Raw genomic sequence first — 12,233 nt, forward strand, 5'->3', positions numbered from 1 at the left:
ACCCGGCGGCTTTTTCTATATCAAAATAAAGGAGAGTACACTTATGACAATCAAAGTGAAAATGAATCTTGTATCAGAAGCTAAATACGGTTTGGAATGCCCGAATCACATGGACGCTGAATACATCACCATTCACAACACGGCAAACGACGCGTCAGCTGCTAACGAGGTCAGTTACATGACCGGAAACACCAGTTCAACGAGTGTTCACTTTGCAGTGATGATAAAGAGGTTATTCAAGGCCTGCCGTTAAATCGCAATGCATGGCACACAGGCGACGGTACAAACGGTCCTGGGCCGTAAGTCTATTGGCGTTGAAATCTGTTACAGCAAGTCAGGAGGGGCTAAATACTACGCGGCAGAAAAGCTGGCTATTAAATTTGTGGCGCAGCTGCTTAAAGAACGAGGATGGGGTATTGATCGTGTGCGGAAGCATCAAGATTAGAGCGGAAAGTATTGCCCGCATCGTATCTTGTCAGAAGGGCGCTGGGATGAAGTCAAAGCTGCAACTGATGCTGAATTAAAAGCGCTTGGCGGCAAAACATCTAGCAAGAAAACAACTTCATCTAAGACAGTTAAAAAATCAAGCTCAAGCAAAAAAGAAATCGTCCTTTAATCTACCTTCCGGCATTTTTAAAGTGAAGAGCCCATTGATGCACAGCAATGCAGTTGAGCAAATTCAAACAGCGTTATCGGCATTGCATTTCTATCCAGATAAGAAAGCCAAAAACTTTGGGATCGATAGCTATTATGGACCGAAAACCGCCGATGCCCGTACGACGGTTCCAGCTAATGAATGGATTAAAAGCTGACGGTATTTATGGGCCAAAAACAAAGGCGGAAATTGAAAAGCTTTTAAAATAAGTTTGTGAATTGACGAGGTTGAAAAATCTCGTATTTTTATACCGATAAGAATAAAAAAGGACGATTTAAGCATAAAAATATACCCGCGATGAATAAACCGGGAGTTTTTTTATGCAAAAAAAGAAAGCCTATTAGATCAGACTTTTGCAGTTTTCTAGTTAACATACTATAAGAAATTCTTAAAAAATGTTATCTAAAAAAGTTTTTTATAGCCTCTAAACGTATGTTATGACTACATTCTTCACAAGTATATTTTCCTTTCATGTTTTCTTTAACTTGCTTATATTTCAATGTACCTTCATATACTCTAAATCTTTTCCTGCAACTTATACAAATTACTTCATAATAAAAAATCACAAATCCCTCCTTTTCTCAAAATTAATATATACAAAAAGGACTTAATTCGAGAATTTTCATTTGAACTTTGACCGAACTATTCAAGATGAACGTAATGCTTCTCCAAAGTAAAATTGACATTAAGTTGCACATACAGCCAGCAATAACTACTATATGTGTTCCATACTTCATTTTAAAACAAAATGAGTGCAGTTTTCTATTCTATACAGGGGCTTAGGCAGGACAATATTTATGGACCTAAGACTAAAGCGAAAATTGAAGCGAAATTAAAGTAATAAAAGAGCCTCTCATATAATGAGGGGCTCTAAATTGCAATCCTTTGACCTTAATCGTCCCATTCTTCATCATCAATCCAGTCGTCTTTCGCTTCTTCAAGCTCTTCTATTAAAAACTCTAGGAATGTGCTACCAACTTGTTTACCATATCCCTCTTGGTTATCCCAAAGGATGACAGGGCATTCTCCTTCTTTTATCTTGTTAGTGTCAAGACAATAAGTAAATTCATCAACATATTCGATCACTACAAGACCATCGAAAAGGTTATAATATTTTTTATATTCATTGGTCTGTTCAACAACTTCAGCACCGTGAGAATCATATCCGAGTATCATTGTCCCGTATGCTCCCCCTGAACCATACTCAGTTAAAAACCATTTATAGCTGTCTGGAAGGGTTACATTAAGATCCTCTTCTATTTCTCTAATCTGATCTTCAGTGACTCCCCCGGTGAGAATTGAATTTTCTTTATTTTCATCAAAGAAAGTTTTCACTTTTGAATAATCCATTAAACTTTCACCTCTTATTCTTGGTTCTAAAATTGCTGAGCTCTCCATCTCCAATACCTTCTCCTAAAGCTTTTATATTGTTTATCAAGTACTGGATCGTTTCTAAAATTTTGTCCATTCTCTTTTAATCCATGCAAAACATCACTGTACTTATTGTGCCAGCTTTCAGGTATCTCGAGCATATTGCCAGGCTCTTCTTGAATCAAATGATACAAATTAATTTGGGTTCCATCTTTTGCATTAGTCATATCTTTAACTTCATTTGAACCTTTACGAACTCCTCTACCTAAAAAGTTCGGCATAATGGGAAACCAGTTGTATTATCATGCTCATGGAATCGATTTATCAGAAATAGGAGCTCCTTTGATGCAAGGGCAGATTAGTTTTGGTAAGAGTCAGATCTTGCTGAGGGATTATACAAGGAGAGAAGAGATTAAGGCTGTGCTTCTAGAGATATGTGAGGTCGCAAGAAGCGCACGTACACATAATAAAGTTGGTCGGACAATCAGCCTGGGAATTGGATACAGTAAAGATGAGCTTGGTGGTGGATTTCATCGAGCAAAAACAATTGATCTTCCTACAAATATCACAATGGATATTTATAGATGCTGCTTAATGCTCTTTAATAAATTTTACTCGGATAAAACAGTGAGAAGTATCTCAGTTACGTTATCAAATATTGAGGAAGATGTTAACCAGCAGTTGAGTTTATTTGAAGCGGATAATGAAAAGAGAAGGAAACTCGGGTTTGTCATGGATGGGATTAGAAGCAAATACGGATCGAAAGCAATTCTGAGAGCAGTTTCTTATACACCTGCAGGAACTGCACTCCACAGAGCTGGACTTACTGGGGGACATAAATCATAAAAATAACCCCCTCAATTTGGAGGGGGTATAAGAAAAAAATATTAAGAAGTATGTCCTCTGCTTGCAATTTCATACGAATGACCATCAGTAAAACCAATACTGGACGTATGTCCTCTGCGTGCTTCTTGGACATCTTTTTGAGTGTTAGTTAAATAAATGCTTACAAATCCAATTAAAACAATGGCTAAAATTAAGACAGATGCATGCTTAAGTTTCATAAAGACAATCCCCTCTCTGAATTTGTTTACGGGCATAAAGCACTTTCTCATAATAAACAACAGCCACTTTATGGTCTTCTTTTTCATTGTAATACTTCGCTGCATCTGCTGCTAAATCCTCCACGTCTGAAAACATTGACTTTAATTCTAAATAATTTAGAATCGAATTTAATTTTCCTTTGTCGTTATCTACATATAGGGCATGAATGAATTCAAACATTTTGGCCATTATCTCATCGTTTAAATCTTTGGATAAAGACAGACCATGTGCACACCAAGAAGTTCCCTCGGAGTGATTTCTCATTTTAAATGTGGTTTTTGTCAACATAAGTAAGATGTCTAATAAACGATTTGAGTGCTCATACCCATTATCCTGGTATACTCTAATACCCTCCTTAAAGTACTCAGCTGCCTTTTCATAAGCTTCCTCAGCAAATAAACATAAGCCAAGATTGTACAGAGATGATCCGATTAATCGTGACATATCGATTTCTCTTGCTTTATCTAGAGCATCTTTAAAATGAGGGATCGCTTTTTCAGGGAAGTCCATATCCAAATAGTTTAGACCGATGACAAATGAGCATTGAATAACTCTTACAGTGTAGTTTTCATGTGCTTTATAACTATCAATTGCTTGAACAATGTGATGCATCGACATATGAGTTTGCTTCATATGATAATAAATTTCTGCAACTTTGTAGTGGAATTCTGCTCGTTCAATCTCATCTGCAACAAGTGATAATTTTCTCTCGGCTTGCTTATAGAAGCTTATGGCATTAAGATATTCGTATTGTTCAAATTCATACATTCCACGGAAAAAGTTAAAATAATATTCAAGAATCCCTTTCAAATCAGTTTGGTTACTTTCAATCTTTTCTAATAAGTCTGAAATTTCAGGTCGTTCTTCGTTCATTGTTTTTGGTTCAAGGTAATCCAGCATTAATTGATGGCGAAAACACATGAGAGAATAGTACAGCAATAAATCTTGGTCTTCCTTCATATGTTTTATTTCTTCTTCAACCTCTGCTTTTAATATCTCTGCATCTGGAACGGCGAACATCCGTATGTATTTATACCACTCATTGATTTTAACTCCAACTGCGGATGACGGAATTAATTGCTCCATTGAAATCCCTCCCTATATGTATCCAATATACTAATATGTAATATTTTATCATATTTAAATGAATAAGGAAGATTAATGTTATCTTAAAAAACGAAAAAAAACCTTCTCAATTAAGAGAAGGGTAGAAGGTTTATCTCGGTGAATCATAATCCATTGCTTGTTCACTGTCAGAATCAGTTGATTCAAGTAAGTGGCAATATTATTGAATAAGGATAGTCATTTAAAGAGGTTATTGTTGTCTTCATATCGAAATAAAGGTCAAGTAAGAATGAGGGGAGTTACTTTAATGCACATAACAACAAAAAGGTTATTGATACGTGAATTCGAATTCAAAGATTGGCAAGCTGTATATGCGTATACATCAGATATTAATGTGATGAAGTATATACCAGAAGGGGTTTTTACTGAAGAAGACGCAAAAGCATTTGTAAATAAAAACAAAGGTAATAATGCTGAAAAATTCCCTGTCATATTAATAGATGAAGATTTACTTATAGGCCATATTGTTTTTCATAAGTATTTTGGTGAACATACATATGAGATTGGGTGGGTGTTTAATCCGAATTATCAAAATAAAGGGTATGCTTCTGAAGCAGCGCAGGCTATCTTGGAATATGGATTTAAAGAAATGAAATTACATAGGATTATAGCTACTTGTCAACCTGAGAATATTCCATCATACCGAGTTATGGAGAAGATTGGAATGAGAAGAGAAGGCTTTTTTAAAAAGTGTATTCCAAAAGGCAATGAGTGGTGGGATGAATATTATTACGCTATTTTAGAGGAAGAGTGGAATTGAACTATACTGATCTAGCGTTAATCATTTTATAACCGATCTTCTCACTTTTGCCTTAGTAAGAATTGATCTATGGTGAATTGCTTAATATGTCATTGAACTCAGAGAATAAAGTGAACAAGCCACAGATGTTCATTATCTTTTAAGGGGTTCCAAAAAGACCATATTCCTATCGATCGCTCAGAGTGAAAATGGTATACTAAAGTTACAATCATAGGAAGGAATTACAATTTTTCTAGGTCTACATAAAATCATCTGATTAACCGAAAGTGAGAATGTATGAATGAATGTAATAGGGTATATGGAGGAAAGGTTTCAAAACCTCGAATTAATTCCTAGCATCTATAATCAATGGGGCACAGGAATCCATTTTTGTCTTGGGGAAAATATCTATCAACTCAAAGCAAATGAAGAATTGAATCTAAAGATGTTTCAGATTGTATATGAACAAACCTCAATCATTTTTAATGAATTATTCGAACAAAATGATGACATATTCCTTGTGGCGAATATGTATAAGCACAAAAAGAAAGAGAAATGTATAAGAAAATTAAAGGTATATCAACCGTTTCTAAAGTGTAAAAATCTTTTGAATCAAATGATGGTGAAGACATATCCCTACCCTTTTGAAATCAATAAAGCTGAAGAATATGAGATGCAGCAATTTTCCTTGTTATGCAAACCTCGAGACTTACGTGTAACTGAATTACTTAAAGCCGCCAGTAACGAGGATTTTCCATTGAAACCGAAATTCGGAGGTTACTCTATTGATTACCCTGATGTTTTCTTTGTGAACATTACAAAAGACATTATTTTCTTTATCTATGATGACCGCGGATGTGAAGTCATAGCTCTTGATTTCAAACGAATACGTCACCTTTATGAAAAATACCACGACTGGGTAGAAGAGTATAAGTACGTGTAATACTCTTTTTTAATAGAAACTGAAAAAATCTAAGTTTTATATGGCTCTAGTTCAGTTCGACAAGCCATGGGACAACAGCTAAAATGGTTTTACGTAATTAGGGAAGGATTCTAAAGGTCGGGCTGAGAAATGAATGATTCAATTAGTTGTCCATTTCAAAAAAACCATATGCTGATGATGAGGATTGGATTAAATTAAGTGTCAACAAAAGGGATGGGAAATTTCAGAATTGCTTGACTTTACTTTATGATGAAAGGGGTCGAGTAAGATGGATAAAAAAAAGGATGAAATACAAAGAAAGTATAGGGAGCAAATGAGGGAGAAGAAAGAACGAGAAAAAGAAGATGGCAGTTCACATACTTTTGAAATTGTTGTTGTGCTAGCCATTATCATATTGATGTTTTTCTTTAATTCAGTATTTAAGGCTTTTTAGATATTGTACAGATGACTTTCAGGATTATTGAAAAAATAACCCATTGAGGTATTAGTATTGAAGGACTTATGAAAATTCAAGAGGCAGTTGAATCTTAAATAATTAATTACCAAATATCGGGGATGGAAAATGAAATTGTATAATGAATTTATCGATATAGCTAAAATTTTTAATAAAGAGCTAGACATCATTCCATTATTATATGGCTCTTTAGGTCTTGAAAAGGTAACTGGGTTGGGCTTTTCCCCAGAAGATATTGATATCCTTATTCCTTTAATTTTTTTAGAGGAAAAGTGGGGAAAACTAAAAAAAGTGATGGAACTGCATGGATACAAAATGGTTGATTTACATGAGCATGAATTTAAGAAAACTAATACCAAAATAGGCATTGCTTACATTGAGGATTTAAAACCATTTGCAGATGTAGACTATAATAACCTAGAGGTTTTTGAAGATGACGGAGCGAAATATCATTTGCTAACGATTGATGATTACCTCAAGGTTTATAAAAAGTCTTTATTAGATGGCTATAGAAGAAGGAAGAAGAATCATAAAGACCAAAGTAAAATTAACATATTGAATAAATTAATACAGAATTAATTTCTGTATTCTCTTTTGTTTTTACCCTCAATTAAATTTTTAAGATTAAAATAAGTTTGGATAAATCATAGTGTTTAACAGAGTTCTTAATCCTCAGACAGTCAAATAGCCATTTCTACTCCTGTTGAAAGCTTCTCTATTTTTGCTTCTTATTTATTCCTGTATTGATATATGTATGTAGGGTTGGACTTATAACATAAACTACTCTGGCCATTCCTTTCCTTTCTACTCATGACCAGGCTTGCCATCAGCATAAATCTACGCTAACAGTCTACATACATCCTGTTATCACCTTTATCAAACTCTTAAATGCAGCTTACCACTAACCAATTCCTTATTTCGCATAGATCATATTTGTCATGTGGTTACACAAGAATCTGTTTTCGGACTGATCGTTGTTAATTGATACATGACATTCGCAAATATTTGAGACACTGAATATAACGAAAGAGTCAAAAATCAATATTAATTTCATTCCTGTTTAAACTTTCTGAAAAAGATGTTGAAAAAGTCAAAGGGATTTTATAATATTAAGTCAAGTTAGTTTGTTCGGTCAACAAACTAATGAGGTGAACTTTAATTGTCTATCGATAAAGCTCTTGTTAAATATGGATGGAAGGGGGGAATTATAACAAACAAAAGAAAGAAGCTTTTATCCTTTTTCAGCATATAAAGTATGATGAAAAAAGATGAGTTTACTGCTTGCTGACCATTTAGATGATGAAAATGCTCTGTTTTGAAAGCGCTTTTATAAACACGTCCAGTCCATAAGTTTGAGGGGATTTTTAAACCGTTTCACACTGTTCCATATTAAAGGATCGAAAAGGGGAGAAATCATGCTCAGTGAAAATGTAAAGAAGATTAGCATGGTTGAAAAAGTTGGATATGCGTCTGGAGATTTTGCGTGTAATTTAATTTATGCAACAGTGTCTACTTATCTTTTGTTTTTCTATACAGATGTATTTGGTTTATCGGCAGCCGCCGCCGGTACTATGTTCTTAGTGGTTAGAATAATCGACGCACTCGCTGATCCTTTTATTGGAACAATAGTTGACAGAACGAATAGCAAATTTGGACGCTTTAGACCGTATCTTTTATTCGGAGCTTTTCCATTTGTCATACTGGCCATACTCTGTTTTACAACCCCGGATTTTTCGGATATGGGGAAATTAATATATGCCTATTTGACCTATGTTGGCTTGTCGCTTACATACACAACGATTAACGTGCCATATGGCGCATTAACTTCTGCAATGACCAGAAATAATCAAGAAGTGGTTAGTATTACGTCTGTCCGTATGTTATTTGCGAATCTTGGGGGACTTGTCGTTGCATTTTTTGTTCCTTTACTGGCTGCTTATTTAAGCGATACTTCCGGCAACGAATCTCTTGGTTGGCAACTAACCATGGGTATTTTGGGAATGATAGGCGGGTGCCTTTTAATCTTTTGTTTTAAAAGCACAAAAGAGCGTGTCACTCTTCAAAAATCCGAAGAAAAAATTAAATTTACGGATATATTTGAGCAGTTTCGTGTTAATCGTCCACTTGTTGTATTAAGTATTTTCTTTATCATTATTTTTGGAGTGAATTCCATCAGTAATTCGGTTGGCATTTATTACGTAACGTATAACCTAGAAAGAGAGGATTTGGTGAAGTGGTACGGTTTGATCGGAAGTTTGCCCGCTTTGGTCATTTTACCGTTTATTCCAAGGCTACATCAATTATTGGGGAAGAAGAAATTACTAAACTATGCATTATTACTGAATATAATCGGCCTCTTAGCTTTACTGTTTGTTCCGCCAAGTAATGTATACCTCATACTTGTCTGTCGCTTAATCGCTGCTGCTGGAAGTCTCACTGCCGGGGGATATATGTGGGCGCTTATTCCTGAAACAATAGAATATGGAGAGTACAGGACTGGGAAAAGAATGGGCGGTCTCATATACGCTATTATCGGATTTTTCTTTAAGTTTGGTATGGCCTTAGGAGGAGTTGTTCCAGGTCTGGTTCTTGATAAGTTTGGATATGTGGCAAATCAGGCACAAACTCCGGCGGCATTAACGGGGATTTTAATTACAACGACCATTATTCCCGTGTTCTTGCTGGCTCTGGCTTTAATTGATATTAATTTCTATAACTTAGATGAGAAAAAATATAAAAACATGGTTCGAGAATTAGAGAATAGAGACAAAGTTTATTTGGATCATATTGATGATTTCAAAGCTTAAAAAAGAAAATAAAATGAGGAGGAGTCCCAAATGAAGATTACCAATCCAGTCCTAAAAGGATTCAATCCCGATCCAAGTATTTGCAGGGTAGGAGAGGATTATTATATCGCTGTATCTACATTTGAGTGGTTTCCGGGAGTCCAGATACATCATTCAAAAGATTTAGTCAATTGGCGCTTAGTTGCACACCCATTACAGAGAGTTTCACAATTAGACATGAAAGGGAATCCTAATTCTGGTGGGGTTTGGGCACCATGTTTAAGCTATAGTGATGGAAGGTTCTGGCTGATCTATACGGACGTTAAGGTAGTAGATGGCGCTTGGAAAGATTGTCACAATTATTTAGTGACTTGTGAAACGATTAATGGTGATTGGGGAGAGCCGATACCATTAAACAGCTCGGGGTTTGATGCTTCTTTATTCCATGATACAGATGGAAAAAAATATTTATTAAATATGTTATGGGATCACCGTATTGACCGGCACTCCTTTGGAGGAATTGTCATCCAGGAATATTCTGATAAGGAGCAAAAATTAATCGGTAAACCGAAAGTGATATTTAAAGGAACTGACAGAAAGCTAACAGAAGCTCCGCACCTTTATCATATCGGGAACTATTATTATTTACTAACTGCAGAAGGCGGAACACGGTTCGAACATGCTGCAACAATTGCCCGATCTGCAAATATTGAGGGACCATATGAAGTTCATCCCGATAATCCAATCTTAACGTCATGGCATGATCCAGGAAATCAATTGCAAAAATGCGGACATGCATCCATTGTTCAAACACATACAGGTGAGTGGTATTTAGCTCATTTAACGGGACGTCCCATACATCCAGATGATGAGTCAATTTTTCAGCAGAGAGGATATTGTCCTTTGGGCAGAGAAACAGCTATTCAAAAACTCTACTGGAAAGATGAATGGCCCTATGTAGCAGGCGGAAAAGAAGGAAGCTTGGAGGTGGAAGCGCCTTCTATACCGGAAACCGTGTTTGAAGCCACGTACCCCGAAGTTGATGAATTTGAGGATTCAACATTAAATATCAATTTTCAAACGTTAAGAATCCCGTTTACAGAAAAATTAGGTTCATTAATCCAGGTGCCAAATCATTTACGATTATACGGTCATGAATCATTAACCTCGACATTTACTCAGGCATTTGTAGCCAGGCGTTGGCAAAGCCTCCATTTTGAAGCGGAAACAGCTGTAGCGTTTTTCCCGGAAAATTTTCAACAAGCTGCTGGATTGGTGAACTACTACAATACAGAGAACTGGACGGCTCTTCAAATCACGCATGATGAAGAACTTGGCCGTATTCTTGAATTAACAATATGTGATAACTTTTCTTTTTCACAGCCATTACACAATAAAATTGTTATTCCTCGTGAAGTAAAGTATGTATATTTAAAAGTAAATATCGACAAGGAAAAATATTATTATTTCTATTCTTTTAACAAAGAAGATTGGCACAAAATTGATATTGCATTGGAATCGAAAAAATTATCAGATGATTACATCCGTGGGGGAGGATTCTTCACAGGAGCCTTTGTAGGGATGCAATGTCAAGATACCAGCGGTCATCATATTCCGGCCGACTTTAGATATTTTCGCTATAAAGAAAAATAAAGTATATGTGAAAAAGGAGGCTCTATTTTAGAACTCCTTTTTCATATAAGAATGTGTCCTATATCACAAACAAAAAGCTCATCAATAAAGATGAGCGGAGAGCGACATTACATTGTAACCATATCCAGAAAATGATCAATCACAATGGAGGACATTCCTAATGCCGGCGCATTTTTTCCTAAGGAAGATGGTAATAATTCATAGCTATTGCCTAATTGGGAATAAACCCTGGACGATACTTCGCTTCTAATTGAATTTAAAACCATAGGATGGGATTCAATTATGCTGTTTCTTAAAATGATGGCTTGTGGATTGAATGTATTTAGAATATTGGTAAGGCCTATTCCTAAATAGAATCCAAAATTCTGTAATGCATGTAAGGTGCTGATATCATTTGCATGGGCGAGCTCTATGATATCTTGATAGGACACTTTTTTCTCTTTCGTCTGAAGAGATGTTAATAAAGCCTTTTCTGAAGCATATAATTCCCAGCAACCTCGGTTTCCGCAACTGCATTTAGGACCATTAAAGTCAATTGTCATATGTCCCATTTCTCCAGAGAATCCGCTTACCCCTCTATATAAATGGTTGTTGATAATAATACCGATCCCTATCCCTGTACTGATACTTGCATAAATAATGTTATCGTGATTTTTTGCAGCACCAAATACTTTTTCTCCATATGCGCCAGCATTTGCCTCATTTTCAATAAAAACAGGCACATTGAACTTCTCATGTATAGAAGATTTTAAGTCGATATCTTTCCAGTTCGAGTTCGGAGTGAAAACAATTTTTTGATTTTTATCAATGAGTCCTGGCACACAGATGCCTATACCAATAAGACCGTAAGGAGATTGGGGCATATGCGTAATAAAGTGATGAATCATATCAATTAAAATGTCTTTCGTTATTTCTGGAGAATTTGATTCTAAATGGTGGTGTTGATCAAGAACGATCGTCCCTTCAAGGTCTGTTAAAATGCCATTGATATAATCCACACCAACATCTATTCCTACGGAGTATCCTGCCTTTTTATTAAAAACAAGCATGACAGGCCTTCTTCCGCCACTTGATTGACCTTGTCCTATTTCAAATACAAGATTTTCTTTCATTAATGTGTTTACCTGTGATGAAACAGTTGATTTATTTAATCCAGTCATTTCAGATAATTTTGCTCTTGAAATCGGTGAATTTTTAAGTATTTCTTTTAATAATAACTTTTGATTTACTTTTTTAACAAAGGCTTGATCTGCGATATCCACTTCATCCACTCCATTTATATAACCTTTAAATTAAGTATGAACATAGTACATAGTGAATCTTCCCTTTATTATATCTAATGTGTTAATAAAAAACTAAAAAAATATTGAAAATACTGATGAGGTTATATAAGATGAAAATAA

Annotated in this window: 10 protein-coding genes and 3 pseudogenes; 8 read left to right on the top strand and 5 right to left on the bottom strand. The window is 35.4% G+C overall.

Annotation, left to right across the window (positions count from 1 at the left end; all coding sequences use genetic code 11):
* Positions 1–43: 43 nt before the first annotated feature.
* A pseudogene (locus tag CDO84_RS08445) lies at positions 44–864 on the top strand (peptidoglycan recognition protein family protein).
* Between the two features lie 682 nt (positions 865–1,546).
* On the opposite strand, the gene CDO84_RS08450 reads toward CDO84_RS08445, so the two are convergent.
* Positions 1,547–2,005: an SMI1/KNR4 family protein gene (locus tag CDO84_RS08450; protein ID WP_040083791.1), complete on the bottom strand. Its 459-nt coding sequence runs from the start codon at positions 2,003–2,005 to the stop codon at positions 1,547–1,549.
* Between the two features lie 26 nt (positions 2,006–2,031).
* A pseudogene (locus tag CDO84_RS08455) lies at positions 2,032–2,244 on the bottom strand (HNH/ENDO VII family nuclease); the annotation flags it as partial.
* A 43-nt stretch (positions 2,245–2,287) separates the two neighbouring features.
* Here CDO84_RS08455 and CDO84_RS08460 point away from each other — a divergent pair.
* Positions 2,288–2,872 (top strand): annotated as a pseudogene (locus CDO84_RS08460) (DinB/UmuC family translesion DNA polymerase); the annotation flags it as partial.
* A gap of 41 nt (positions 2,873–2,913) precedes the next feature.
* Here CDO84_RS08460 and CDO84_RS08465 read toward each other — a convergent pair.
* Positions 2,914–3,090 (bottom strand): hypothetical protein, encoded by a 177-nt coding sequence (locus tag CDO84_RS08465; RefSeq protein WP_040083082.1) that lies wholly within the window; start codon positions 3,088–3,090, stop codon positions 2,914–2,916.
* Entirely contained in the window at positions 3,080–4,216 is a 1,137-nt protein-coding gene (locus CDO84_RS08470; protein WP_040083081.1) for a response regulator aspartate phosphatase, read from the bottom strand. Before CDO84_RS08470 ends, CDO84_RS08465 begins: the two co-directional genes overlap by 11 nt.
* A gap of 286 nt (positions 4,217–4,502) precedes the next feature.
* Here CDO84_RS08470 and CDO84_RS08475 point away from each other — a divergent pair, with 286 nt between their 5' ends.
* The 6 genes from CDO84_RS08475 to xynB all read left to right on the top strand — a co-directional run bounded on the left by CDO84_RS08475 (position 4,503) and on the right by xynB (position 10,830).
* The gene (locus tag CDO84_RS08475; RefSeq protein WP_040083079.1) at positions 4,503–5,015 is read left to right on the top strand and encodes a GNAT family N-acetyltransferase; all 513 of its coding nucleotides are present in this window, start codon (positions 4,503–4,505) and stop codon (positions 5,013–5,015) included.
* 280 nt (positions 5,016–5,295) lie between these two features.
* Positions 5,296–5,937 carry a DUF3885 domain-containing protein gene (locus CDO84_RS08480; RefSeq protein WP_040083078.1) on the top strand — a complete coding sequence of 214 codons (642 nt, stop codon included), beginning with the start codon at positions 5,296–5,298 and terminating at the stop codon, positions 5,935–5,937.
* 268 nt (positions 5,938–6,205) lie between these two features.
* Complete coding sequence (locus CDO84_RS08485) at positions 6,206–6,370, top strand: hypothetical protein (protein ID WP_003231681.1); 165 nt, start codon at positions 6,206–6,208, stop codon at positions 6,368–6,370.
* Between the two features lie 129 nt (positions 6,371–6,499).
* A complete protein-coding gene (locus tag CDO84_RS08490; protein WP_040083076.1) occupies positions 6,500–6,970 on the top strand; it encodes a hypothetical protein in 471 nt (156 codons plus the stop codon).
* 836 nt (positions 6,971–7,806) lie between these two features.
* A complete protein-coding gene (locus tag CDO84_RS08495; RefSeq protein ID WP_040083075.1) occupies positions 7,807–9,198 on the top strand; it encodes an MFS transporter in 1,392 nt (463 codons plus the stop codon).
* 30 nt (positions 9,199–9,228) lie between these two features.
* Positions 9,229–10,830 carry a xylan 1,4-beta-xylosidase gene (xynB, locus tag CDO84_RS08500; RefSeq protein ID WP_040083074.1) on the top strand — a complete coding sequence of 534 codons (1,602 nt, stop codon included), beginning with the start codon at positions 9,229–9,231 and terminating at the stop codon, positions 10,828–10,830.
* Positions 10,831–10,937: 107 nt separating this feature from the next.
* On the opposite strand, the gene xylR is transcribed toward xynB, so the two are convergent.
* Positions 10,938–12,092 (bottom strand): transcriptional repressor XylR, encoded by a 1,155-nt coding sequence (gene xylR / locus CDO84_RS08505; RefSeq protein ID WP_040083073.1) that lies wholly within the window; start codon positions 12,090–12,092, stop codon positions 10,938–10,940.
* Positions 12,093–12,233: the final 141 nt, after the last annotated feature.

The sequence above is a fragment of the Bacillus sp. MD-5 genome, from assembly GCF_002201875.1.
Lineage (GTDB): Bacteria > Bacillota > Bacilli > Bacillales > Bacillaceae > Bacillus > Bacillus stercoris.

Coding starts and splice junctions, on each gene's coding strand:
- CDO84_RS08450 (WP_040083791.1), bottom strand. CDS start 2,005: ATGGATTATTCAAAAGTGAAAACTTTCTTTGATGAAAATAAAGAAAAT.
- CDO84_RS08465 (WP_040083082.1), bottom strand. CDS start 3,090: ATGAAACTTAAGCATGCATCTGTCTTAATTTTAGCCATTGTTTTAATT.
- CDO84_RS08470 (WP_040083081.1), bottom strand. CDS start 4,216: ATGGAGCAATTAATTCCGTCATCCGCAGTTGGAGTTAAAATCAATGAG.
- CDO84_RS08475 (WP_040083079.1), top strand. CDS start 4,503: ATGCACATAACAACAAAAAGGTTATTGATACGTGAATTCGAATTCAAA.
- CDO84_RS08480 (WP_040083078.1), top strand. CDS start 5,296: ATGAATGTAATAGGGTATATGGAGGAAAGGTTTCAAAACCTCGAATTA.
- CDO84_RS08485 (WP_003231681.1), top strand. CDS start 6,206: ATGGATAAAAAAAAGGATGAAATACAAAGAAAGTATAGGGAGCAAATG.
- CDO84_RS08490 (WP_040083076.1), top strand. CDS start 6,500: ATGAAATTGTATAATGAATTTATCGATATAGCTAAAATTTTTAATAAA.
- CDO84_RS08495 (WP_040083075.1), top strand. CDS start 7,807: ATGCTCAGTGAAAATGTAAAGAAGATTAGCATGGTTGAAAAAGTTGGA.
- xynB (WP_040083074.1), top strand. CDS start 9,229: ATGAAGATTACCAATCCAGTCCTAAAAGGATTCAATCCCGATCCAAGT.